Below are 23,258 nucleotides of genomic sequence, written 5' to 3'. Positions count from 1 at the left end.
TAGCTTTCTACTCTTTACCCCACAATATTATCTAACTCATTATATAACTCCGCTCGTAACAACTCTTTTTTCGTTTTTTCTTCATACAATTGTTCAAGCATTTCAACATCAGCTACATGTTCCATTTTACATTCAAGTGCATATATATCTTCTTCTACACGCATTAACTCGGTTTCAATCCCCTCAATATTCCTAGCTTCTTTCTTTTTTACAGGGACTGTTTCAATACTTTTTCTCCCTTGAGGTTTCTGCTTTATTACTTGCTTCTCAATCCTTTCCTCCCACTTTTGACGAGCCCATGCATAGTTCCCTGCAAACTCAAATAATTTGCGTTCATCAATCCAATACGTCTTTTCAAATAACTTATTTAAAAAATAACGATCATGTGAAACAGCTAAAATCGTTCCATTATATTGCTCAAGAGCTTCCTCTAAAACTTCCCTTGATTCAATATCAAGATGGTTTGTCGGCTCATCTAAAATTAAAAAATTGATGTCTTGATACATAAGTTGCGCCAGTCTTAGCCTCATTTTTTCTCCACCGCTCAGTTGCGTTACATTCTTAAACACAGCTGGACCATAAAATAAAAACTTAGCTAATATATGTCTTGCTTCTCCCTCTGTTACAGCTACATACTCTCTGAAAGCTTCCAATACATTACTCTTCATATTTCCGTACGCATGCTGCGATAAATAACCAATTTTGACACTACTACCCATCCGAATTTCACCAGCATCTGGCTCTATTTCTTCTAATAGTAATTTTAGTAGCGTAGTCTTCCCTGTGCCATTACGACCAACGATAGCCGCACGCTCCTGAAAACGAACATGTAAATTCGCTTGTTCAAATAAAGGTTTGTCAGAAAAACCTTTACTCACTTCTTTCATTACAACAACATCTTTCCCGCTTCTCTCTTGCCCTTCAAACTGAAGTCCCATCTGTTTTCGTTCTAAAATCGGTCTCTTTAACTTCTCCATACGTTCTAACGCACGTTCCATATTTCTCGCTCTCTTATGGAGTCCTTCATTCGGCGGATTCGCTTGATTTGCCCATTCACGTAGACGCTTAATTGCTTCTTTCATTTTCTTTATTTTCTTTTGCTGTTCTTGATAAGCCTGAAACTCATGAAGCAACCTTTCTTCCTTCTCCTCAACAAACTGAGAATAATTCGTATGATACACGTGAATTTCTCCATCTTCTAAATCAAAAACTTTCGTTACAACTTCATCAAGGAAATAGCGATCATGTGAAATAACCATAACTGTTCCGGTGTATTCTTTTAAAAATTGCTCTAACCATTCGACTGCAAATAAATCCAAATGATTTGTCGGTTCATCTAATAGAAGTAAATCTGGTTTCTGCAATAGCATATACGCAAGGCTTACCTTTGTCTGTTCTCCTCCGCTTAATTCTAGAAATGATCGGAGGAATAGTTCCGTCACTTGTAGACCATTTGCTACCTTCATAATATTTGCCTCTATTTCATAACCACCAAGAAACGTAAATTTTTCTTGAATTACACCGTACCTCTCCATCAGTTTTTGCAAAGCAGACGCTTCCCGTTCCTCCGTCATATTTTTTTCTAAAACACGCATTTCTTTTTCTAATTCCTTTTCTACTTTAAAGGCGGAACCCAATACATCGTATACAGTCATGCCCTCATCAAACTTTGGAATTTGTGCGACATGACCAATACGTGTACCTTTCTTCATATGAACGGCTCCTGCATCCACATTCTCCATCCCTGTTAGAAGACCAAAGATTGTTGTCTTCCCACTACCGTTACGGCCAACTAAACCAACACGTTCACCATTCTTTATTTCAAGCGATATATTTTCAAATATGATGTTTCCACCAAAAGATTTCGTTACATTATTTACACTACAAATTGTCATTTTCCGTACTCCTTTCAATATAAAAAAACCATGGGAAAGAAACATTCCCCATGATTTTCGACATAGAAAAAGGAAGCTAAATAGCTCCCTTTTCACACGTTTATTAAAAATGGGTGAAGAGATTTCTATCGTTCAATAGCTACTATGCAATTGTTAAAAAAGGGCAGACGTATCCCGTTAACAATTACATCATGAAAAATCGCACGACAAAAATAGATAAAATCTAAAAATTTGGCACGCGCAGCTAAAGAACGTTTCATCTCATTCACCCCTTTCGTACGGAATTTAATACTTACTTCTTTATTATACTTCCCTATTTTATGTTTGAATAGTCATTTTTCTGAAAATAATGAAGATAGACTAAACATTTCAATAAGTGACATCAAATCTTACAAAACTGTTATGTTCACGTAATGGAAAGCGATAGTACGAAAAGATGCCTCCCTATACAATAAAGATGTAAACAAGAGAGACAAACAAAAGGAGGAAACAATCATGATGAAAGAAATCGTAAAAGCAATCTTTGAGGTATTAGTGAACGGACAAGCAGTTGTAAAAGAACTAAATGAACTATAAAAAGGAGTGAAGAAATATGATGAACATGGTGAAAATGATCTTACACGCTTTAGTCGATGCAAAGGCAGTTAGCCAAGAATTAAACCAACAATAAAAAGGGGTATATGAATATGAAGAAAGCCATTATTATAATCACAAGTACAGCAATCGCCTTATACACAATAAAAAATAGAAAAACGAAACATAGTGAAAATACTCTATATTATCCATACACATTATTAAAGAAAAAGAAAAAATAAAAGACAAGATACCCTATCGTAATGAGGATATCTTGTCTTTTATTTTTCCCTATTCACTTTAAAGGATTTCCTCCTCCTTTCCCCGAATGTATTAAGCGGGATTTTTACACATATTTTAAAGGGGTATATACAAATGGATACACAACAACTATATTTTTTAAACGATATCGGTAAACAAAAACCAGAAAGCATTCGGAACAGAAGCGCTGCATGTCCATTTTGCGATAGAGAAAATTTAACGGATATTTTAGAAACTGAGGGCTCAATTATTTGGTTGAAAAATAAATTCCCTACATTAAAAGATACATTTCAAACCGTGTTAATCGAAACGGATAATTGTGAAGATCATATCGCAACATATACAGAAGAGCATATGCGAAAACTAATTCATTTCTCTATTCAACATTGGTTAAAGTTACAGGAAAACGAAGACTTTTCATCTGTAATTTTATACAAAAATCATGGTCCATTTTCAGGCGGAAGTTTGCATCATGCACACATGCAAATTATCGGAATGAAACATGTAGACTATCTCGAGAATATTGAAGAGGAAAATTTCCAAGGGATAATTGTTCAAAAAAATGAACGTATTGAACTCAATATTTCAGAGCGTCCTATTATCGGTTTTACTGAATTCAATATAATCATTGATGATATTGCATGTATAGATGAAATGGCAAATTACATTCAGCAAACTGTACGTTACATACTGACAGATTTCCATAAAGGGTGTAGCAGTTATAACTTATTCTTCTATCACTTAAACGGAAAAATTATTTGTAAAGTTGTTCCTAGGTTTGTCGTTTCACCGTTGTATGTAGGATATAAAATACCACAAGTTTCTACAAAACTAGAAGAAGTGAACATACAACTAGCGCAGTACTTCACAAGGCAGGAAGACAAAAATATCCATAAAAAAATAGAGTAGGTATCGAAAACCTACTCTTTTAGTACACCTTTATTTCGATAGTATACGTTCTCTAATCCAACGTTATACTTCATATTATTATCCGTCCACTCTGGTCCTAAATTCCCTGGCCATCCCGATGTATTCGCTACATATTTCAATAATGCAAAATCAGTCAAACCTCTTTGCACCCCGCGCTTATATCCCTTCACCAAATGCGGCATTGCAATTTGTGCATTTGTACGTGGGTCTTTCAACTCTTCATCAGTTAAATGATCTGGCGCAAGTCCACCACCACGGTGCAATTGAAACAATCCGAATGAAGTTCCGTTGTCTCCAATACTTCTTGGATTCAATCGACTTTCATGTTCGGCAATTGTAAGAGGTATCCATTCTGGAAGATTTACTTTCTTTGCTTCCTCTATAATAATTTGTTTCATCTGTTTTGCTTCTTCTGAATCAACATAGCTTGTCTCTTTCACTAGCTTATCCATTCCTTCAGACTTTCCTTGGAAATATAAATACACCCCAAGAACGACTAAAAATCCTACAAAGAATTTCTTCACTACCTCTACCTCTTTCTCCGCTGAAATTTGTCCCCTTTCAGCCTTCCCTTTACAATTACCTATGTTCTATCATTCTCTTACTCTTTTATCATAGCAAATAACTATACATATTATCATCATGCTTTAGGCCTATTTTGTGAAAAAACATTTGGTAAATACGTGCAAAAATGTAACTTTCATAGACTATAACTTATTTTTTGTATATAATTGTAAATTGAATTCTAAATATAAACTAGGAGAATAATAATATGAAAAAATGGCTATTACTCTTATTCAGTTTACTACTATTAATTCCTGTCCCTATTTCCGCACAAAAAACCGAAAAGTCGAAAGTCCTTATTTTATACAGTTCAAATGATGATCAAATTACAAGTGATATCCAAATACTTAATACACAAGTAGGACATTTCACTAATGATATAACAATTAAAAATATAAAACAGTTATCTGAAGTAACTGATAAATCTTCGTATACACACGTTATTTACATGGGTGAAAAACAAGAAGAACTTTCTACTGAAGCAAAAGAATTTCTAGAAAGCTTCCCCGGACCACTACTAGTTTTAGGTCAAAACATAGAACAGTTATCTAATCGTTTTTCGTTCATCACACTTAAAAACGAAGATATAAACTCTGATAAAATTGAATATCCAACACGTAAGCTAAAGAAGACATTAGAGGAAGAGAGATCAGTTAAACAACTTGATACAAATGGAACAATTCTTGCCCATGCCTTAAGAGACAATAATACTTATCCATTAATTGTACAGCAAAACAATTCGTATTACGTTGCAACTTCCAACCTCTTTGATTGGATATCTTATTATATTGGCGAAAGCTTATTTTCTTATTTTAAACAAAAACCTGAAACTAATAAAAAATTAGCCTATTTACGCCTCGAGGATGTTCACCCAGCTGCAGATATAAATCAATTACAGGATATTGCCGACTTATTAAAGAAGAAAAAGATTCCTTACATGATAACTGTTATTCCTGTATATACAGATCCAGAGACAGATGAAACACTACATTTAAAAGATAAACCCGAACTAGTCGATCTTTTACGCTCTATGCAAGATGATGGTGCAGCAATTATTATGCATGGTTATACTCACCAATTTTATGACAGTGAAACTGGTGAAGGGTTTGAATTTTGGGACGTAAAAACTGATCAACCCATTTGTCAACCGAAGCATGAAAAGCCAAAAACAAAAGAGAATTTCCCAAATATAGAGGCATATAACCAATATGTAAAAAAAGGTGAAGCATTTGAAGAAAAATATACGACAGATCATATTGAAAAAGGTATCCAAGAACTTGTAGATGCTAAACTATATCCTGTCGCATTTGAAGCACCTCATTACACAATGTCTCAAAAAGGTTATGAAATCTTATCAAAGTACTTTTCAACTTATGTAGGTCAACTGCAGTTAAGTGATACAACTTGGAAATCCATGCACTCTCCAGCGTATAGAAGTACACCATCATTTCTACATGGAATGAAATTAATGCCTGAAACAGTTGGATTTATTGAAGAAGATAAACCACGAGCTATTGCCCAAATGAAAGAGCGTGCTTTATCTGTTGCTAAATTATCCGATGGAGTTATTGGTGCATTCTATCATCCTTACTTAGGTGTGAAACCATTAAAAGAAGTATTAAAAGATCTAGAGAGTATTCCAAACATAGAGTGGATTGATTTACAAAAAGAAACGAATGAAGTAAAAATGAAAGATATTCATATTACTACTAATAAAGACGGTATCCACGTTGAAAAACCAACTAGTGCAAATGACGTAATTGATTATATAAAACAATATGGATTCTTCCTTATACTTGGGTTCGTTATTATTGTCTTTCTATTATTATTAAGACGTGCGAAAAAATTAGAATCCTAATAAAAAACACTAAGCGAGCTGCTTGGTGTTTTTTAGGATTCAGTCAATCGATAAAAGCGAACTGTATTCTTATATATTTGTTCTGCAACTTTCTCTACTGGAATTTTTTTTATTACACTAACTTCTTCTAATACATCTTTAATCATACAAGGGTGTGTTATAGTATTCTCTTGAAATTCCCACGGTCCATCCGTTTCTACCATCATATATTCCAGTGGATAATACGAAACGATCTTTCTAATTTTCTCCTTATGTACAACATCTGGTGTGATAGAAATATAATAACCATTCCTCACCATCCGTCCCATTGTCGCTTCATTTCCTTTAAACCAATGGAAGTGTGCACGTGAAATTTTATATTCTTCAAGTAAATCACATACAATATCGGCATCTTCATAAACTGCGTGTAATACAATGGGCAAATCATATTCACTAGCTAGTTCTATAAATCGTCTCAATATCGCCACGTATGAATCTATAGTAACCCCTTCATCTTCTTTCGTTAAATAATACGGCAAGCCCACTTCACCAATCGCAATGATTTCCTCAGCATGAGCTTCAATTAATTTGAATATGCGCTCACATTCTTCTTTATGAATCGGTTGCTCCGGATGAAATCCTATTGCTGGGTGTATGAAAGAGAATTTCTTTCCTAAAGATAAAGTTTCCTTACATGATTGATAATTCATAGATACCGCAATAAGCCCCTTTACCTCTTTACTATTTTCCAAATCTTTAAGTAATCTACTTTTCTCTTCATCCTTATATTGATCAACATGTATATGGCTATCAATCCACTTCATCTTTATTCCTCCATAAAAAAAACAAGAAAGGAACCCCCTTCTTGTTTTATCATCTATATTATTTAACAATTAAGTTTGTTATGATATCAAATAATCCAATACATACTACGGCAACAGTAAAGTAGCTACAGAAATCTTTAATTGGAAACCTCACTACTTCTTCTTTACGCATCCCATTTTTCTCCCTTCTTACTAAATCCCTAATTATTTTCATCTATTTGTATCTATTATGCAAAAAATATGACAAATTTACTATCGAATTAACTTACGTAAACCTTACAATGTTGTAAGGTTTATAAAAAGAGCCCCATCTACATACAGATGAGGGTTATTAAAAAGTAGTTGGTTTTTCATTCTTCCTTACATTACAAACAGAAAGTAATACATTAGACTTTCTACTTATACTATATTAAATTTACTATCTTTTAACTATCGAATTACATTACAGAAGGCTTACATGTTTGTAAGCTATGCGTAATGTAATTCGATAGTTTTCCATATCTATATTTCGTACAATACAGTTAGAAAGTAAGCCAAATAAGAAGAACGCTCACATAACCAAATTACATTGCTAGTAGCTACTCTTCTTATACCTTTCACTCATGCTACTACAATGTACCCCCTTCCCCTTTATATAATAAAAAAAGCCTTAGCCCATATGGACTAAGGCTTTTTTACGAACCTCAAAATACCCCTACCTAGTATTTTGATTTTCGACAAAAAATAGGCAGGGGTATATTTCGCTATCTCATCGCTAAAAGTTTACTCTTCGCATTAATAGGAATATTTACAGCTTCAATTTCTTCAATTGACTCGCCGTATCGTCCTTTTGCGTACACTTTTAATGCTTCATCTCTCTTTAACATATGCTTAACAGTCTTCTTTATTTTTTGTTCTCTTCCACGTTCGTCAAATGCAATAAATTCATATTCATACCACTCATCACCAACATGCTGACCAATTGTATTCACAACCGTATAGTATTCTTTCGTCTTATAAAGCGGATTATATTTATCAATAACTGGTCCAAGTTTCGTAGGCAGTAACATTACTACTATCACTAGCATCGCTATTATAGTAGTGATCATTTTTTTCTTCACAATAAACATTCCTCCTCTGCAGGATATATATACATCCATTTTAAAAAGAAGCAATAAAATCTACTATTGAATCTCATTACATTACACTTACATTTTTGTAAGAATAAAAAAAGGTGAACGATTTTACTCGTTCACCTTTTAGCTCGCTTTAAAGCCCCCACCAAGCACATCACGCACATCATGAATAACAACGAAAGCATCTTCATCTACTCGGCTAATAACTTGCTTTAACTTAACAAGCTCTTGTTTATTAATAACAACATATAAAACTTCTTTATTTTTTCCAGTATATCCGCCGCGTCCTTCTAATACAGTGACACCGCGTGTCATGTTTTTCGTAATAGCCTCACGTATTAAATCTGGTTGATTTGAAATGATTGTAACAGCCGTTTTTGTATCCATTCCTTCTACAATGAAATCAATCACTTTCGCACCGATGAATACTGCAACAAGTGTGTACATCGCTTTTTCTTGTCCTATTATAAATACAGAACCAGCAATTACAACGATATCAATAATAAGTACGCCTTTACCAACGCTCCACCCTAAATATTGATTTGCTAACTGTGCTAAAATTGCCGATCCTCCTGATGTACCTCCAGCTTTGAACATACAGCCTAATCCGATACCTACAAACAAACCAGCAAATAAAGCTGCTAATAGCGTATCACTATTTACATGATACTCAATATGTTCTGTAACATATAAAAACAAGGATGTTTCTACAATCCCTAAAATCGTATAAACCATCGTTTTTTTATCAAAAAACTTATAACCAATAGCTAGTAAAACTGCATTTATAGCAAAGTTCACAATCCCTGGTGACCAATCAAATAAGTAGTACGTAACAACCGTTAAACCAATAATTCCACCTTCCGATAAACGGTTTGGAATTGCAAAGTAATTAATACCAATTGCGAATAATAATGAACCAATTGTAATTAGTGTTATTTCCTTTATACGTTGATTAACCATAATTCATACCCTCCCCCATTTGACATTGTATCACTATCTCCTAGAGGTTTAGAAGTGGTTTTTATTCCGCATTTTACCTCTTAAAGATCGAGATATTATGTTTAAACAAAGGGTTGATTAATTATTCATATTTTCTCTAACTGCACGAACAAATCGCTCCACATTCCCTTTCTGAATATACCTAGCTCTAACCCTTTCATGATTACAAGTAAATTCAAAATATGGACAGAGATCTATGTCATCTATATGCAAATACGGATACTCTTCAAATATTGCAGGGTAGCCCGAAAATTTCCCGTAAAAAAGGAGACGTCTAGTAGTAGCAGCGAAAATCCCATGCCGGTAAGCTACGGTAAAATCATCCTTCTCAAATATCCCTACCACAACAGCTAAAATCTTTTCGTCATCCTCTACATATTTTTTCATACTCGATAAAAGTTCATTCATGCATATTCCTCCAAATTCTATTCATTGTTTTAACACTTGAAAAGAATCCATGGATTATTACAGACCGGTTTAACTCTTTTATAAAGTATGAAACGCGTTTCCTGTCAAAGACATTTCAAAAAATAATCCGTTATGCAATTATACACATAACGGATTAAGACTAAACTGTAGAGCGTTCCACAAGTTCATACGGAATCTCCACCTTTTCTTGTTTATAACTCTCGTTGCTCACTTGCCTATAAAACATTTCAAAAGCGTTTTTGCCTATCTCCTTTAAATTTTGATCAATCGTTGTCAACTGTAACACTTGTGAAATAGGTTGATTATCAAAACCAATAATCGCCAAATCCTCAGGAACTTGAATACCTAACTTTTCAACTTCTGTCATAATCCCAATCGCAACTTCATCTCCTGCTACTATTAACGCTTCTGGGAGGACCTGCATCTCCTTTAACTTATGAGCCGCTCTCACACCATCTTCTAATGTAAAACATTCTGTAAAAATCCACTCTTCATTAACCTCTTCATCTATGGATTGTAATTGATGTTTATAAACATCAAAACGTTTTTGACTACTTGGCCCTAACTTCCTTCCCGTACAATAACCAATTTTTTTATAACCTTTTTCAATAAGATAATTCATTCCTAACTGAAAGGCTGCCGAATGATTTGTATATACACTTGAGATATTTGAAATATCATTATCTTCACAAGCAATTATTGTGCCGTAAGAAGCATACGGTTCTATCGTTTCCCAATCATTCGCACGCGAGCAAATAATAAGGCCGTCCAATTGTTTTGTTTTGAGCATATGTAAACTTTTCATTTCTTCTTTTTTATTGTAATTCGTTTGGCAAAGTAACACCCTGTAATTATGAGCTAACGCCACCTCCATCATTCCACCTACCATCGCATCAAAACACGGATGATTAATGTAAGGTAAAATTACACCAACAATATTCGTCTTCCCTTTGGATAAATGAACAGCGTTTGCGTTTTGTGAGTAATTCAACTTCTCAACTATCTCAATAACCGCTTTCCTTTTTTCTTCACTTACATATGGGTGATCATTTAGCACCCTCGAAACGGTCGTAACTGAAACTCCGGCCATCTTTGCGATATCTTTAATATTAGCCATACACTCACCTCTCCTTTTAACTTAATGAATTCCATGAACATATGTCAAATCTTCTCATCATTACACTTTCATTCGTTTTTCTTACAAAAGTGTAATTTTCCTGTCAGCTAATTCGATAGTGACTCTTCCCAATATCTTATACAATTAAGTCAGAAACAGGGCAACAACTATTCGAAAAGGAGCGGATTAATATGATGAACAAAATGAAGAACAACAAATTTACGAATACAATGGGCATGGTATTGTCCGCTCTTATCGATGCAAAATCTGTTGCTTCTACATTAAACAAGTAAGGAGAGTGTATTATGAATAACATCACTTTTAACAAATTAGATTTTTTAGGACTAGCTAGCGGCTCTCTTCTTCTTACTGCTTTTATTTACGCTGCTACGCTTATATAAACTTTGTGTCCCCTTTCCCCTTTATATATAGAAAAAGACGACCGTCTATGCCCGGTCGTCTTTTTTACTTTTGTTTCGATTGCAAAGTTTCCTTTAGTTCTTCAAATTTTTCGTTTAATTGATCCGTCATCATTTTCATAGCCGTTTTTCGATCTATTTGTTCTCCGGCATCAATTTGAATCGGATCTCCAAAAACTAATTGCGCTTTTTTTCCTTTTATTAATTCTTTTACACTTGATGGACCAATATAAGCTGCCGGCACTAATGGAACGTTAGAACGCAGTGCAATCGTAACAGCCCCCGCTTTTAATGAAACGTCTTCTGTTGATCTCGTTCCACTTGGGAAAATCCCTACTACTTTTCCCTCTTTTAATAAACGCGATGGAATTTTTAATGTGCTCGGCCCTGGATTCGCACGATCTACCGGAAATGCATTTACATTTTTAAAGAACCAGTTTTTGAATTTCCCTTCAAATAATTCTTTTTTGGCCATGTAATGAATTTGGGTTGGATACATCCCAGTTGCTAACATTAAAACGTCCATAAAACTCGTATGTGTACACGCAACAACGTAAGGGCCGCCTTCCGGTAATTTCTCTCTCCCTTGTACTTCTACTTTCCCAGCCATTTTAAATATATATTTCAACGAAAATGTAATTGGTTTATACATTTGTTTCGTTCCTTTCTAAATATCCGAAGTATAATCATTTTCTTACAATGATTATAACACTAAGTTTTAGGAGTTGGTAATAAAAATAAGTATTTATTGTTAAATTTCAATTCTTACAAAAGTGTAATTTTCTTGTAAGCTAATTCGATAGTGACTCTCCCCAATATCTTATACAATTAAGTCAGAAACAGGGCAACCATTTGCAAAGGAGTGGATCGATATGATGAACAAAATGAAGAACAACAAATTTACGAATACAATGGGCATGGTATTGTCCGCTCTTATCGATGCAAAATCTGTTGCTTCTACATTAAACAAGTAAGGAGAGTGTATTATGAATAACATCACTTTTAACAAATTAGATTTTTTAGGACTAGCTAGCGGCTCTCTTCTTCTTACTGCTTTTATTTACGCTGCTACGCTTATATAAACTTTGTGTCCCCTTTCCCCTTTATATATAGAAAAAGACGACCGTCTATGCCCGGTCGTCTTTTTAGATTTTTCTTTCTTTTAACTCTTTTAAAAGCTGTATCAGTTCAGCTTGTTGTTTTACCTTCTTACGACCATTTCGATTAATTGCTGCAAGCTCGCACGCAACTCCGACGGCGAAGAAAAACAATAAACTTTCTAACATGTTAAATCCTCCAATTGCCTATTAAACCGCTTGGCGTAATTGCTCTTCTTGTAAAACTTGCTTATTTATATTTTCTTCTTTTCTCTGACAAACGTTATTGCGAATAAGTGCTGCAATAACAAGTAAAGTTCCTACAATATCAAACATTGTTATTTGATACCCTTGTATCATCATAATAATCAAAGTCGTAATGGGTACAAAATTAATAAATAAAATGCCGTTAATCGATGATAAGATTTTCACACCGTAATTCCAAGCGAGTAGCGCTATGATTCCTGGTAATGTCATCATAAATAACAAATCATACTTCACGATAGAAATTGTTCCCATACTTGGGACTGGAACATACCCAAGCACCGTAATCATTACAGTTATAATTCCTGTGACAGTCGTACCAAATACACACGTCAATGTAGAATAGCGTAATGTTGACCAATCGCTACACGTTTGACCACCCATCGTATAAATAACCCAACCTACAACACCAATAAATATAAACGCTAGTGAAAACATGTTATCTTTCAATGTTAAAAAGAAACTCATATCACCTTTCGTAATAACAAACACAGCTCCTACAAAAGCGATAATCATGCTCGTTATCATATATTTTTTCGGTTTTATATGCTTATATCCCCATAAAATACAAATGGAAATCATCGGCATGAGTGCTTCCATAATGGAGGCTACCATTACACCTGATTTTCCCATTAACATTTGACCTAAAAATATGAGTACATTATATACAGTAAACGCCATCGTTCCAAAAAAGACGAGTAACTTTCCCCTTCCTTCTAAACGAAATGCCTGTTTCCCTTCTTTCATTAACAATAATACAATCAGTACTATCGCCACTGCTCCATAACGAATAAGTGAAAAATAAAATGGATCTATGTATTCTAGCGCATGATCAGCAACCGGAAACATCGCTCCCCATGACATACTTGCAATTAAACATGCCAAAGCTCCTATTACTATTTGACCTCTTCTCACCATAATCCCCCGCTTCTTTCTATTTGCACAAAGAGAATTGTAAAAGAAAAAACATATCACGTAAAACGATTCAAAATGATGTTAACTATCATTTATAATGATAGTTAACATCAAGGGGGAGCATACAATGGAATTACGAGACTTACAAATCTTCCAAAGCGTTGCCGATCGCGGTAGTGTAAGCGGCGCAGCAAAGGAATTAAATTATGTACAATCAAATGTAACCGCACGTATTAAACAATTAGAAAACGAGCTAAAAACACCGCTCTTTTACCGTCATAAACGAGGCATGACTTTAACAGCTGAAGGAAGAAAAATGCTCGTTTATGTTAATAAAATTTTGCAAGATGTTGACGAGCTAAAACAAGTATTTTTAGATAATGAAACTCCCTCTGGCATATTAAAAATCGGTACAGTCGAAACAGTAAGTACATTGCCTACCATTTTGTCTTCTTACTATAAAAGCTATCCAAACGTTGATTTATCATTACAAGCTGGTCTAACTGAAGAACTTATTAGAGAAGTCCTTGACCATCAATTAGATGGCGCCTTTATATCAGGTCCTATTAAGCATCCACTAATTGAACAATACGATGTTAGTACAGAAAAATTAATGCTCGTGACACAAAATAAAGCTTTTCATATAGAAGAATTTACTACGACGCCCTTACTCGTTTTTAATCAAGGGTGTGGATACCGTTACAAACTAGAACGATGGCTTAAAGATGAAGGTTTGCTACCAAAAAGAATTATGGAATTTAACATATTAGAAACAATATTAAATAGTGTAGCACTCGGTCTTGGGATTACACTCGTGCCCCAGTCCGCGGTACAACATCTTTCTACAGCAGGTAAAGTACACTGTCATCCGATTCCCGAGAAATACGGTAGTATTTCAACTGTTTTCATACGCCGCAAAGATAGCTACATGACCAATTCAATGCGTAGCTTTTTAAAAACAATTGAAGAGCATCATCACATCAATATGCTTTAAAAGACATTCTTACACGAATGTCTTTTTTTCTTACAAAAGTGTAAGTCTCCCGTAAGATAATTCGATAGTTGTAGTTCATCATTTTCCCTATAATTAAGACATAAAGCAGGGCAACAACAATTCGAAAAGGAGCGGATACGCATGATGAACAAAATGAAATCAAACAATTTTTTTAACACAATGGGCATGGTGCTATCCGCACTTGTCGATGCAAAAGCAGTTGCAACTACATTAAACAAATAAGGAGAGATTATAATGAACAACATTACTTTCAACAAATCAGACTTTATCGGACTTGCAAGTGGAGCGACTCTTCTTACAGCTTTCATTTACACACTTGCTCAAAGTCTTATTTAACAATTCGTTTCCCCAAACCCCTTTATATATAAAAAAAGCTGCTCGTCTTATAGACAAGCAGCTTTTTAGTTTGTTTCATATATAATTTGGCCTGTTTTCATAATATCGTATCCGCCAATCGCTTTTAACTCATTATGAAATTCTTCCGATTGCAGAATGTCTTTCATCACTTCAATAAGTTCTTCATTGTCTTTATTCTTCAAAATTACTAAATCATACTGTTCTTTCATTATCGGAATAAAGTCTACATTTACAATTTGCGAAACCTTTTCCGACCCTACCCCAACATCAGCTTTTCCGTTCGCAACTTGCGTGGCAACACCAAGATGACTCGATTCTTCCCATTCATATCCACTAATATGTTCTTTATTTAACTTTTGAATTCGTAATTGTTCATCCACTAGCACCCTAATACCAGAGCCTTTTTCTCGATTTACAAATTTTATAGAGGACCCGGATATGTCAGCCCATGTCTTTATTTTCTTTGGGTTTCCTTTTTGAACATAAAACCCCACATTTCTTGCCAATAAATTGATCATAATACATGGTTGTCCAACTAAAATACGTTTTACGTAAGGAACATTATATGTACCCGTTTCACCATCAAATAAGTGTAAACTAACTACACTTCCTTCTCCTTGGTACATCTTCACTAAACTTGTTAAACTACCTTGATACGCTCTTAATACATTAGAATTTAGCAATCGATTTTCTATACGTTTTGCCAACATATCTAACGTTAGTTCTTGCCCGCTAATGATGCATGTATTCAAGATACTACTATCGTCATTCTTTACAGAAGTAACTTGTATCTTTCCTGTTTTCATTTGCTTTATATATTGTTCTAAATCCGCTGTATCAATGCGCATCTGTCTACCAACTCTATAAGAAGGAAGTTCTCCTTTTTTAATTAAGTCGTATACAGTTAGTTTTGATACTTTTAATCGCTTCGCTACTTCTTCCGTTGTGTAGGAATGATGATCCATAGACGATTCCTCACTTTCTTCCTTCATTGTAACAAAGAAAAGAATATTTCTCCTATTTTTTAAAAACAACCATATTGTTCAAATTATATTCAATTATAACTAGTTATAATTATTTATATTTAGTTATAATTAATTATGTCAAAACGAAAGGGGATTTTTTTATGAACAAATTCACATTACGATCTATTGGGGCACTTATACTTTCTTTCCTTCTTATATTTAGTGCTGCTTGTACAAGCGGGGAAAAGAAAGAGAAGTCAGTTGCTAAAGAGGGAAAAACAGTCGAACTGACTATATCAGCTGCTGCTAGCTTACAAGATGCATTAAAAGAAATTGAAAAACAATATAAAGAGAAAAAGCCTAATATTAAACTTTCTTTTAACTTCGGTGCTTCTGGTGCACTTCAACAACAAATCGAACAAGGTGCGCCTGCTGATTTATTCTTCTCTGCAGCAGAAGATAAATTCCAAACACTTGTTAAAAAAGGATTCATTAATGAAAAAGAAGGAAAAAACCTTCTTGGAAATGAACTAGTTCTAGTCGTCCCAAAAGATAGCTCTCTTACAAAAATTCAAGATTTAAAAGATGAGAAAATCAAAAAAATCGCACTTGGTACACCTGAATCTGTACCCGCTGGGAAATATGCAAAGGCTTCTCTCACACATGAAAATCTTTGGAATGACATTCAAAATAAAATCGTATTTACAAAAGATGTTCGCCAAGTGTTAACATATGTAGAAACAGGTAATGTCGATGCTGGTATTGTATACAAAACAGATGCTCTCATTTCAGACAAAGTAAAAATTGGCGAGACGGCAGCAGCTACTTCTCATGAGCCAATCCATTATCCTTTAGGCGTTATAAAAGAATCGAAGCATAAGAAAGAGGCGAATTCATTTTATGAATATTTGCAGTCAACAGATGCACAATCTATCTTTAAGAAATATGGATTTACAGTCCTATCATAATTGCCATGAACTTTGATGATATTTTGTCACCTGTCTTTTTATCTTTACGAGTAGCTGCATACGCCACCATTATCGTCACAATTTTAGGAACGATTATCGGTCGGTCACTAGCACGCTCCTCATGGAGATATAAAGTAATACTAGAAACTATTTTCTTATTACCAATGGTACTTCCGCCAACTGTAATCGGCTTTTTTCTCATTATTATTTTTGGAAATAACAGCCCCATTGGAAAGTGGATAGAATCGTTATTTCAGCAGTCCATTATGTTCACATCTACTGCTGCTATCATTGCTTCTACAGTTGTCGCATTTCCGCTCATGTATCAATCAGCAAAAACAGGATTTTCGATCGCAAATGTACAAATTGAAGAGGGCGCTCGCGATCTCGGCGCCAGTGAATATCAAGTTTTTCTACACGTTACACTACCGCTTGCATTTCCTGCATTACTAAGCGGTATGATCTTAAGCTTTGTTCGTGCACTAGGAGAATTTGGTGCTACACTCATGTTTGCTGGGAATATTCCTGGCAAAACACAGACAATCCCAACAGCAATTTATATGGCCATTGATGCAAGTAATATGCAACTCGCTTGGACACTTGTAATTATCACTATCAGTATGTCACTCATATTTCTCCTATGTATTCAGCTCATTAATAAAAAAATTACTAATTCTTAAAGCAGCTTTCGACAAAAGCTGCTTTTTTATTTCTTAGGAAATAAAAAATACTATATAAAGTGACTGAATTTTACCTTTTATTTAAATATACATTCTATTTGAATTTACTTTCTAAAATAGGCAATTTCCTGTTATTATATGGAGGTGTTTGAAAAAATGAAGAAATGAAAACGCATTTATATCGTGAATTCTTCATCCTGTTTTAGCGATCGGTAATCTTCTACTCTATTAGTGGGGCATTACCGATCGTTAGAACGATATGTAATTATATTGGTATAGCAAACCGAAGGGAGTCTTGTAATGGACATTTTATTAGCGCTTCTTCCTGCAATTGCATGGGGAAACATCTTATTAGTAAGCGTAAAAATGGGCGGTGGTGCATATAGCCAAACGGTAGGTATGACAATCGGTGCTCTATTCTTCGCAACAGTTATGTATGTATTTACTCAACCAGCTTTAACAATGACAATCTTGATTGTTGGTTTTATTTCAGGTTTATTCTGGGCTTTAGGACAAGTAAACCAATTAAAAACAGTTGAAAAGTTAGGTGTTTCTACTACTGTAACGATTTCTACTGGTATGCAACTTGTTGCAACTTCTATCTTTGGAGTTATCGCTTTCCGCGAGTGGACTACTACAACAACGATCATTATGGGAACGATTGCAATCCTATTAATCGTAGTTGGTGTTGTATTCACATCATTAGATGATAAAGAAAATGCACAGCCACCAGGACAATTGAAAAAAGGACTTCTTACTCTAATTGTTTCTACTTTCGGCTATCTTGTATATGTAATTATTATTCGTTGGTATAACATTGATGGTTGGTCTGCTATTTTACCACAAGCAGTTGGTATGTTTGTCGGTGCGGTTGTACTGACATCTAAACATAAGCCATTTAACAAATATGCAATTCGTAATGCTTTATCTGGTTTACTTTGGGGAACAGGAAACTTATTCTTACTTCTTTCATTACCACGTGTCGGAGTAGCGACAAGCTTCCCATTATCTCAAACTGGAATCGTTATCTCGACATTCGGTGCGATTGTCTTCTTAGGTGAAAAGAAAACAAAACGTCAATTGATCTTTATTGCACTAGGTAGTGTTTTAATTATCGGCGGCGCTGTATTACTTGGTCTAACAAAAGCATAAACTTATATTCTATTAAAAACCCCTGAGGCATATGTGTCCCAGGGGTTTTTTCGATTTTAATTATTTTCTAAATATAATTATTTACACGCACTTGTCCTTTATAGTTCTTCTTCCACTCTAGCAAACCAGCTACACATATAAAGAGATTAATAACAGCTAATATTAGCATGACATATAAACCAGTGGAAATATAAATTACAATGTTAACTACGTTATACAAAATCCATAAATGCCAGTTCTCTAAGATTTTTCGACTTAGCATAAATTGAGCTACTAATCCTAATACAGCATTTAAAGCGTCTAAATATGGACTTGTTGATTCTAAATAACGGACTTGATAATAGCCCCAAGCAACTAAAATAAAAATTATATAAAAGGTCCACCCCTTTAAATCTAAACGAACAGTTGCTTTTACCTCTTCTTCCCCACTACGTGCAATCCAATAATACCAACCATATACATTAAATATAAATTGAAAGACTGCTAATACTGCCATTGCATATAAACCTTGTATAATGAAAATATACAGAAATAACGTAACAGTAATCATACCAAATAAAAAGTTGGATACTTTTTCTCTTGCTAATAACCAAACATTAACAATCCCCATAACCGATGCGAAAATTTCAATATAACTCGATTGAATGTAAAATCCAACCAATACGCAAATAATACTAGAAATGAGTAAAAAAAGTGGACTTCTAACCATATTTATCTCTCCCCAGATGTGTAATAAATTCCATATCACCAGTATAAGGAACTCCTCTTATTTTTATCATGAATTCCCTTATTCAAAAACCCCCTCATTATCTATTCCATATACGGTAAGTCTTTTCTTTTTACAAAATTCTCTTAAAAATGGTATCGTTTTTTATAACATATCTCTACTAGAAGGGAATAAAGGATATGCTTACTAAACATCGAATTTTATTTATTGGTGCCGGTCGTATGGCAGAAGCTATCTTCTCCGGGTTACTTAAAACGAGTAAAGAATATATCGAAGAAATTATCGTTTCCAACCGAAGCAACATAGAAAAACTAGAACAATTACAAGGGCGATATAATGTGTCCATCACTACAGACTGGAAGCAGCATATTACATCCGTTGATACGATTGTTTTAGCAATGCCACCAGCTGCACATGAACAGTTATTACAGGAGTTATCTCCTCTTCTAACTGAGCAATTCGTTGTGACCGTTGCTGCCGGGATTGGACCATCTTATTTAGAAAAAAGGCTTCCTCAAGGGACACCTGTTGCCTGGATTATGCCAAATACAGCTGCCGAAATCGGAAAGTCCATCTCCTTATATACGACGGGACATTCCGTAGGTGAAACGCATCAAGAAACGCTACAACTCCTTTTAAAAGGTATTGGTACCTCACAGTTTTGTACTGAAGAGGAAGTTCATCAACTTACCGCCATTACTGGTAGTGCACCTGCTTTTCTCTATCACTTTGCTGAAGGTTTAATTGAAGCGACGAAAAACTATGGAATTGATGAGAAAACGGCAAACCACCTTGTCATTCAAATGATTGCTGGTTCTGCCGCTATGCTCCAACAAAACGAAGATCCAGCTATGCTCCGAGAACAAGTAACAACACCAGGAGGTTCAACTGCTGAAGGCTTAAAAGTTCTATATGAAAATAATTTTTCAGAAGTCATTCAACAAGCAGTTGAAGCAACAAATAAAAAAGCTAGGGGGAAATAATATGAATTTAACAAGTTTAAAAGACTATACAACATTACATAATGGTGTAAAAATGCCTTGGTTCGGTTTAGGTGTGTTTAAAGTAGAGGACGGATCAGAAGTAATTGATTCTGTAAAAGCAGCTATTAAAAACGGATACCGCAGCATCGATACTGCAGCAATCTATCAAAATGAAGAAGGCGTTGGTCAAGCAATTCGCGAATCTGGTATTCCTCGTGAAGAGCTATTTATCACTTCAAAAGTATGGAATAGCGATCAAGGTTATGAAACAACACTTCAAGCATTTGAAACTACATTAGAGAAATTAGGCCTAGAATATTTAGATTTATATTTAGTACATTGGCCTGTAAAAGAGAAATATACTGAATCATGGAAAGCGTTAGAAAAGCTTTATAAAGATGGTCGCGTTCGTGCTATCGGTGTGAGTAATTTCCACATTCACCACTTACAAGACGTATTTGAAATTGCTGAAATTAAGCCAATGGTCAACCAAGTGGAATACCACCCTCGTTTAGCACAAGAAGAATTACATGCTTTCTGTAAAAAACATAACATCCAGCTCGAGGCTTGGTCACCATTAATGCAAGGGCAACTACTGGATCATCCAACATTACAAGAAATTGCGACAAAATATAGTAAATCAACTGCACAAGTTATTTTACGCTGGGATTTACAAAATGAAGTTGTAACGATTCCTAAATCAATTAAAGAGCACCGCATTATTGAAAATGCAAACATCTTCGATTTTGAATTAAGCTCGGATGATATGAAAGCAATTCAAGCTTTGAATGAAAATCATCGCGTCGGTCCAGATCCAGATAACTTTAACTTCTAGTAGAAAAACCACTGCCATGTGCAGTGGTTTTTTTCACTTTAGAAAACTGAAAATTTAAACTATATTCCGTTTGATTGACACTTCATTATCCAAGGTGTAAGATTTTGAATTATCAAAGAAACACAAAAATTAATAAAATTTATTCGTTTACTCATTGTATCAAGAGAGGTGGAGGGACTGGCCCTTTGAAACCTCGGCAGCAGGTTCATTTTGAATACTGTGCCACTTCCTGCAAGCTTTATGCTTGAAAGATAGAATGAGGGACTTCGTTTATATACGGGTACATAACTTGTATGTGAAAATCCCTCTTTCTCAATCAGAAAAGAGGGATTTTTTTTTTTTCATTTCCCTCATCATCATCCAATCTTATTAATTATTTAGGAGGAAAATCGAATGAAAAAGAAGTTTGTACCCGGTATCGCATCAGTTGTAGGAGTAAGTATTTTATTAACTGGTTGCGGTAGTTATAAAAACGAAGCTAGCGGAGCAAATGCAAAAGACGAGGCACCTAGTAAACAGGTTTTAAACTTATCTTCACCTTCTGAAATACGAACAATGGATACAGCTCGTGCTACAGATACTGATTCCGGTCAAGTAATGAGAAACGTATTTGAAGGTTTGTATAATCTTGGTGAAGGTAACAAACCTGTCCCTGGCGTTGCAAAATCCCATGAAGTAAGTGGCGATAAAACGAAGTACACATTCCACCTGCGAGATTCAAAATGGTCAAACGGTACTCCTGTTACAGCGAAAGATTTCGTCTTCGCTTGGCAAAGAGCTGTTGACCCAGCAACAGCCTCTGAATATGCATTTTTATTCTTTGATATTAAAAACGCAAAACAAATTAACAACAAAGAGCTTCCAGCCGATCAACTTGGTGTAAAAGCAGTTGATGACCATACGTTTGAGGTAGAATTAGAGCGTCCTGTTCCGTACTTTATTAGCTTAACGGCGTTCCCAACATTTCTACCAATTAGCGAGGAATTCTTTAAAACACAAGGTGATAAGTACGCTTTAGAAGATAATACAATTTTGTATAACGGAGCTTTTACACTAAGTGATTGGAAGCATGAACAAAGCTTTAAATTTAAGAAAAACCCTACCTACTGGGATAAAGATACTGTCAAAATCGAAGAAATCAATTTCAACATCGTAAAAGAAAAATCAACAGAAGTAAATTTATTCGAATCTAAACAATTAGACCGTATAAAACTAACATCTGACTTCGTTGATAAATATAAAAAGGATGCTAATTTTAAAGAACGTCCGAACGTAGGGGTACAATTTTTACGTATGAATCAACAAAACAAAGTACTTCAAAACGTTTCTGCACGCCAAGCAATTGATCAAACGATTGATCGAAAGTCCTTTGTCAATACGTTATTAAATGATGGCTCTACACCAACCTTTGGTCTTGTGCCAAAAAACTTTGCAAAAGGTCCTGATGGAAAAGACTTCCGTGCTACAAACGGCGATTTAACAAAAGTTGATACGAAATCTGCACAAGAATTATGGAAAAAAGCAAAAAAAGAACTAGGTTCTGAAAAGATAACATTAGAATTATTAACAAGTGACAGTGACCTTGAGAAGAAGACTGGTGAGTTTCTAAAAGGTCAATTAGAAAAGAATTTAGAGGGCTTAACAGTAAATATAAAACCGCAACCACGTAAACAACAAGTTTCACTCTTATTAAAAGGTGACTACGAAATCGGAATTGATGGTTGGAGCCCTGACTTTGCTGATCCAATTACATTCCTTGAATTGTTTACAACGAATAACCCTTACAACTTAGATCATTACTCTAATAAGGAATTCGATGAAACAATAGCAAAAGTGAAAACAACTTTAGCTGGTGATGAAAAAGCTCGCTGGGAAGCATTACTAGAATCCGAGAAAATATTATTTAAAGACTCTGTTATCGCTCCTCTTTACCAAAAAGGCGAATCTTATTTAGAACGTTCTTATGTGAAAGGAATTGTGCAAGTAGACTTTGCAGGTCAATTAAACTTCAAGTGGGCAAAAATTGAAAAATAAAGTAAAACCTTAATAAGTGGGGGGTCTTCATCCCCACTTATTATTAGCCCACACCAATTGTTTTTTTAGCAAAATATATTAAAAGTAGGTTCTCTCACACAAGAGAATATACTTTTTTAATATATTATTCTAAGAAATTAACATTCTATTTTTATTATTGACATATAGTTCTTTCCAGTGTTAATATTCTAAATAATCAAAGAAACAAAATATTTCACCATCAAAATATAATGTCTACTAAGTTGAAACATATAACGATAGATTATAGCTCAACATGTATATACATATAGAACACCTGATTAC

26 protein-coding genes and 1 riboswitch are annotated in these 23,258 nt (G+C 34.6%); of the genes, 13 read left to right on the top strand and 13 right to left on the bottom strand.

What is annotated here, in order from left to right; genetic code table 11:
• Window positions 1–14 precede the first annotated feature (14 nt).
• Entirely contained in the window at window positions 15–1,895 is a 1,881-nt protein-coding gene (gene abc-f / locus JDS81_RS24130; RefSeq protein WP_085451141.1) for a ribosomal protection-like ABC-F family protein, read from the bottom strand.
• 125 nt (window positions 1,896–2,020) lie between these two features.
• Window positions 2,021–2,155: an RAxF-45 family protein gene (locus tag JDS81_RS30780; RefSeq protein ID WP_000830640.1), complete on the bottom strand. Its 135-nt coding sequence runs from the start codon at window positions 2,153–2,155 to the stop codon at window positions 2,021–2,023.
• A gap of 420 nt (window positions 2,156–2,575) precedes the next feature.
• Between JDS81_RS30780 and JDS81_RS24125 the strand changes: the two genes are divergently transcribed.
• Both JDS81_RS24125 and JDS81_RS24120 read left to right on the top strand, forming a co-directional pair.
• Complete coding sequence (locus JDS81_RS24125; RefSeq protein WP_097953583.1) at window positions 2,576–2,710, top strand: spore coat protein B; 135 nt, start codon at window positions 2,576–2,578, stop codon at window positions 2,708–2,710.
• Window positions 2,711–2,843: 133 nt separating this feature from the next.
• A complete protein-coding gene (locus JDS81_RS24120) occupies window positions 2,844–3,638 on the top strand; it encodes a DUF4931 domain-containing protein (RefSeq protein ID WP_002059171.1) in 795 nt (264 codons plus the stop codon).
• Window positions 3,639–3,649: 11 nt separating this feature from the next.
• On the opposite strand, the gene JDS81_RS24115 is transcribed toward JDS81_RS24120, so the two are convergent.
• Window positions 3,650–4,183, bottom strand: coding sequence for a transglycosylase SLT domain-containing protein (locus tag JDS81_RS24115; protein ID WP_000713241.1), 534 nt, complete (start codon window positions 4,181–4,183; stop codon window positions 3,650–3,652).
• 248 nt (window positions 4,184–4,431) lie between these two features.
• On the opposite strand from JDS81_RS24115, the gene JDS81_RS24110 reads away from it, so the two are divergent.
• Window positions 4,432–6,081 (top strand): DUF2334 domain-containing protein, encoded by a 1,650-nt coding sequence (locus JDS81_RS24110; protein WP_097953584.1) that lies wholly within the window; start codon window positions 4,432–4,434, stop codon window positions 6,079–6,081.
• 32 nt (window positions 6,082–6,113) lie between these two features.
• On the opposite strand, the gene JDS81_RS24105 is transcribed toward JDS81_RS24110, so the two are convergent.
• From JDS81_RS24105 to JDS81_RS24085, 5 genes are all read right to left on the bottom strand, one after another.
• Window positions 6,114–6,884, bottom strand: a complete 771-nt coding sequence (locus JDS81_RS24105; protein ID WP_097953585.1) for a TatD family hydrolase — start codon at window positions 6,882–6,884, stop codon at window positions 6,114–6,116.
• Window positions 6,885–7,627: 743 nt separating this feature from the next.
• The gene (locus JDS81_RS24100) at window positions 7,628–7,984 is read right to left on the bottom strand and encodes a YxeA family protein (protein ID WP_000728436.1); all 357 of its coding nucleotides are present in this window, start codon (window positions 7,982–7,984) and stop codon (window positions 7,628–7,630) included.
• Window positions 7,985–8,122: 138 nt separating this feature from the next.
• Window positions 8,123–8,959, bottom strand: a complete 837-nt coding sequence (locus JDS81_RS24095; RefSeq protein ID WP_000248049.1) for a YitT family protein — start codon at window positions 8,957–8,959, stop codon at window positions 8,123–8,125.
• Window positions 8,960–9,076: 117 nt separating this feature from the next.
• Complete coding sequence (locus JDS81_RS24090) at window positions 9,077–9,406, bottom strand: PH domain-containing protein (RefSeq protein WP_001004254.1); 330 nt, start codon at window positions 9,404–9,406, stop codon at window positions 9,077–9,079.
• A gap of 160 nt (window positions 9,407–9,566) precedes the next feature.
• A complete protein-coding gene (locus tag JDS81_RS24085; RefSeq protein WP_001273894.1) occupies window positions 9,567–10,544 on the bottom strand; it encodes a LacI family DNA-binding transcriptional regulator in 978 nt (325 codons plus the stop codon).
• Window positions 10,545–10,849: 305 nt separating this feature from the next.
• Here JDS81_RS24085 and JDS81_RS24080 point away from each other — a divergent pair, with 305 nt between their 5' ends.
• Complete coding sequence (locus tag JDS81_RS24080; protein WP_001060006.1) at window positions 10,850–10,945, top strand: DUF3948 family protein; 96 nt, start codon at window positions 10,850–10,852, stop codon at window positions 10,943–10,945.
• Window positions 10,946–11,009: 64 nt separating this feature from the next.
• On the opposite strand, the gene JDS81_RS24075 is transcribed toward JDS81_RS24080, so the two are convergent.
• Complete coding sequence (locus JDS81_RS24075; RefSeq protein ID WP_000277795.1) at window positions 11,010–11,615, bottom strand: lysophospholipid acyltransferase family protein; 606 nt, start codon at window positions 11,613–11,615, stop codon at window positions 11,010–11,012.
• Between the two features lie 334 nt (window positions 11,616–11,949).
• Between JDS81_RS24075 and JDS81_RS24070 the strand changes: the two genes are divergently transcribed.
• Window positions 11,950–12,045, top strand: coding sequence for a DUF3948 family protein (locus JDS81_RS24070; RefSeq protein WP_001060006.1), 96 nt, complete (start codon window positions 11,950–11,952; stop codon window positions 12,043–12,045).
• 63 nt (window positions 12,046–12,108) lie between these two features.
• Here JDS81_RS24070 and JDS81_RS24065 read toward each other — a convergent pair whose 3' ends face one another.
• Together JDS81_RS24065 and JDS81_RS24060 are read right to left on the bottom strand one after the other, a co-directional pair.
• Window positions 12,109–12,249: a YrzO family protein gene (locus JDS81_RS24065; protein ID WP_000894071.1), complete on the bottom strand. Its 141-nt coding sequence runs from the start codon at window positions 12,247–12,249 to the stop codon at window positions 12,109–12,111.
• A gap of 21 nt (window positions 12,250–12,270) precedes the next feature.
• Entirely contained in the window at window positions 12,271–13,239 is a 969-nt protein-coding gene (locus JDS81_RS24060; RefSeq protein ID WP_001252498.1) for a DMT family transporter, read from the bottom strand.
• 127 nt (window positions 13,240–13,366) lie between these two features.
• Between JDS81_RS24060 and JDS81_RS24055 the strand changes: the two genes are divergently transcribed.
• Window positions 13,367–14,233, top strand: coding sequence for a LysR family transcriptional regulator (locus JDS81_RS24055; RefSeq protein WP_097953587.1), 867 nt, complete (start codon window positions 13,367–13,369; stop codon window positions 14,231–14,233).
• 255 nt (window positions 14,234–14,488) lie between these two features.
• Complete coding sequence (locus JDS81_RS24050; RefSeq protein ID WP_001060019.1) at window positions 14,489–14,590, top strand: DUF3948 family protein; 102 nt, start codon at window positions 14,489–14,491, stop codon at window positions 14,588–14,590.
• 65 nt (window positions 14,591–14,655) lie between these two features.
• Here the strand turns inward: JDS81_RS24050 and JDS81_RS24045 are convergent, their stop codons facing one another.
• The gene (locus tag JDS81_RS24045; protein WP_000657124.1) at window positions 14,656–15,603 is read right to left on the bottom strand and encodes a helix-turn-helix transcriptional regulator; all 948 of its coding nucleotides are present in this window, start codon (window positions 15,601–15,603) and stop codon (window positions 14,656–14,658) included.
• A 134-nt stretch (window positions 15,604–15,737) separates the two neighbouring features.
• Here JDS81_RS24045 and modA point away from each other — a divergent pair, with 134 nt between their 5' ends.
• From modA to JDS81_RS24030, 3 genes are all read left to right on the top strand, one after another.
• On the top strand, window positions 15,738–16,544 hold the full coding sequence (gene modA, locus JDS81_RS24040; protein WP_097953588.1) for a molybdate ABC transporter substrate-binding protein: 807 nt from the start codon (window positions 15,738–15,740) through the stop codon (window positions 16,542–16,544).
• A 5-nt stretch (window positions 16,545–16,549) separates the two neighbouring features.
• Window positions 16,550–17,224: a molybdate ABC transporter permease subunit gene (gene modB / locus JDS81_RS24035; protein ID WP_097953589.1), complete on the top strand. Its 675-nt coding sequence runs from the start codon at window positions 16,550–16,552 to the stop codon at window positions 17,222–17,224.
• A 300-nt stretch (window positions 17,225–17,524) separates the two neighbouring features.
• Window positions 17,525–18,376: a GRP family sugar transporter gene (locus JDS81_RS24030; RefSeq protein WP_000353551.1), complete on the top strand. Its 852-nt coding sequence runs from the start codon at window positions 17,525–17,527 to the stop codon at window positions 18,374–18,376.
• 67 nt (window positions 18,377–18,443) lie between these two features.
• Here JDS81_RS24030 and pnuC read toward each other — a convergent pair whose 3' ends face one another.
• Entirely contained in the window at window positions 18,444–19,085 is a 642-nt protein-coding gene (gene pnuC / locus JDS81_RS24025) for a nicotinamide riboside transporter PnuC (RefSeq protein WP_199688629.1), read from the bottom strand.
• A 197-nt stretch (window positions 19,086–19,282) separates the two neighbouring features.
• Here pnuC and proC point away from each other — a divergent pair, with 197 nt between their 5' ends.
• The 3 genes from proC to JDS81_RS24010 all read left to right on the top strand — a co-directional run bounded on the left by proC (window position 19,283) and on the right by JDS81_RS24010 (window position 22,955).
• Complete coding sequence (gene proC, locus JDS81_RS24020; protein ID WP_000956243.1) at window positions 19,283–20,086, top strand: pyrroline-5-carboxylate reductase; 804 nt, start codon at window positions 19,283–19,285, stop codon at window positions 20,084–20,086.
• A gap of 1 nt (window position 20,087) precedes the next feature.
• Window positions 20,088–20,921, top strand: a complete 834-nt coding sequence (locus tag JDS81_RS24015) for an aldo/keto reductase (RefSeq protein ID WP_097953591.1) — start codon at window positions 20,088–20,090, stop codon at window positions 20,919–20,921.
• A 153-nt stretch (window positions 20,922–21,074) separates the two neighbouring features.
• Window positions 21,075–21,179, top strand: a riboswitch (SAM riboswitch).
• A gap of 135 nt (window positions 21,180–21,314) precedes the next feature.
• Window positions 21,315–22,955: a peptide ABC transporter substrate-binding protein gene (locus tag JDS81_RS24010; protein WP_097953592.1), complete on the top strand. Its 1,641-nt coding sequence runs from the start codon at window positions 21,315–21,317 to the stop codon at window positions 22,953–22,955.
• Window positions 22,956–23,258: the final 303 nt, after the last annotated feature.

Source organism: Bacillus cereus group sp. N31 (genome assembly GCF_016483245.1).
Taxonomy (GTDB): Bacteria; Bacillota; Bacilli; order Bacillales; family Bacillaceae_G; genus Bacillus_A; species Bacillus_A toyonensis.
Note: the sequence above shows the minus strand (reverse complement) of the source record. Positions and strands in the feature narration are given on the sequence as shown.

What these genes read in the sequence shown, in the direction of transcription:
- abc-f (WP_085451141.1), bottom strand. Translation starts at nt 1,895, where the DNA reads ATGACAATTTGTAGTGTAAATAATGTAACGAAATCTTTTGGTGGAAAC.
- JDS81_RS24080 (WP_001060006.1), top strand. Translation starts at nt 10,850, where the DNA reads ATGAATAACATCACTTTTAACAAATTAGATTTTTTAGGACTAGCTAGC.
- modA (WP_097953588.1), top strand. Translation starts at nt 15,738, where the DNA reads ATGAACAAATTCACATTACGATCTATTGGGGCACTTATACTTTCTTTC.
- JDS81_RS30780 (WP_000830640.1), bottom strand. Translation starts at nt 2,155, where the DNA reads ATGAAACGTTCTTTAGCTGCGCGTGCCAAATTTTTAGATTTTATCTAT.
- JDS81_RS24015 (WP_097953591.1), top strand. Translation starts at nt 20,088, where the DNA reads ATGAATTTAACAAGTTTAAAAGACTATACAACATTACATAATGGTGTA.
- JDS81_RS24105 (WP_097953585.1), bottom strand. Translation starts at nt 6,884, where the DNA reads ATGAAGTGGATTGATAGCCATATACATGTTGATCAATATAAGGATGAA.
- JDS81_RS24045 (WP_000657124.1), bottom strand. Translation starts at nt 15,603, where the DNA reads ATGAAGGAAGAAAGTGAGGAATCGTCTATGGATCATCATTCCTACACA.
- JDS81_RS24055 (WP_097953587.1), top strand. Translation starts at nt 13,367, where the DNA reads ATGGAATTACGAGACTTACAAATCTTCCAAAGCGTTGCCGATCGCGGT.
- JDS81_RS24095 (WP_000248049.1), bottom strand. Translation starts at nt 8,959, where the DNA reads ATGGTTAATCAACGTATAAAGGAAATAACACTAATTACAATTGGTTCA.
- JDS81_RS24070 (WP_001060006.1), top strand. Translation starts at nt 11,950, where the DNA reads ATGAATAACATCACTTTTAACAAATTAGATTTTTTAGGACTAGCTAGC.
- pnuC (WP_199688629.1), bottom strand. Translation starts at nt 19,085, where the DNA reads ATGGTTAGAAGTCCACTTTTTTTACTCATTTCTAGTATTATTTGCGTA.
- JDS81_RS24120 (WP_002059171.1), top strand. Translation starts at nt 2,844, where the DNA reads ATGGATACACAACAACTATATTTTTTAAACGATATCGGTAAACAAAAA.
- modB (WP_097953589.1), top strand. Translation starts at nt 16,550, where the DNA reads ATGAACTTTGATGATATTTTGTCACCTGTCTTTTTATCTTTACGAGTA.
- JDS81_RS24125 (WP_097953583.1), top strand. Translation starts at nt 2,576, where the DNA reads ATGAATATGAAGAAAGCCATTATTATAATCACAAGTACAGCAATCGCC.
- JDS81_RS24010 (WP_097953592.1), top strand. Translation starts at nt 21,315, where the DNA reads ATGAAAAAGAAGTTTGTACCCGGTATCGCATCAGTTGTAGGAGTAAGT.
- JDS81_RS24050 (WP_001060019.1), top strand. Translation starts at nt 14,489, where the DNA reads ATGAACAACATTACTTTCAACAAATCAGACTTTATCGGACTTGCAAGT.
- JDS81_RS24030 (WP_000353551.1), top strand. Translation starts at nt 17,525, where the DNA reads ATGGACATTTTATTAGCGCTTCTTCCTGCAATTGCATGGGGAAACATC.
- JDS81_RS24085 (WP_001273894.1), bottom strand. Translation starts at nt 10,544, where the DNA reads ATGGCTAATATTAAAGATATCGCAAAGATGGCCGGAGTTTCAGTTACG.
- proC (WP_000956243.1), top strand. Translation starts at nt 19,283, where the DNA reads ATGCTTACTAAACATCGAATTTTATTTATTGGTGCCGGTCGTATGGCA.
- JDS81_RS24065 (WP_000894071.1), bottom strand. Translation starts at nt 12,249, where the DNA reads ATGTTAGAAAGTTTATTGTTTTTCTTCGCCGTCGGAGTTGCGTGCGAG.
- JDS81_RS24075 (WP_000277795.1), bottom strand. Translation starts at nt 11,615, where the DNA reads ATGTATAAACCAATTACATTTTCGTTGAAATATATATTTAAAATGGCT.
- JDS81_RS24110 (WP_097953584.1), top strand. Translation starts at nt 4,432, where the DNA reads ATGAAAAAATGGCTATTACTCTTATTCAGTTTACTACTATTAATTCCT.
- JDS81_RS24090 (WP_001004254.1), bottom strand. Translation starts at nt 9,406, where the DNA reads ATGAATGAACTTTTATCGAGTATGAAAAAATATGTAGAGGATGACGAA.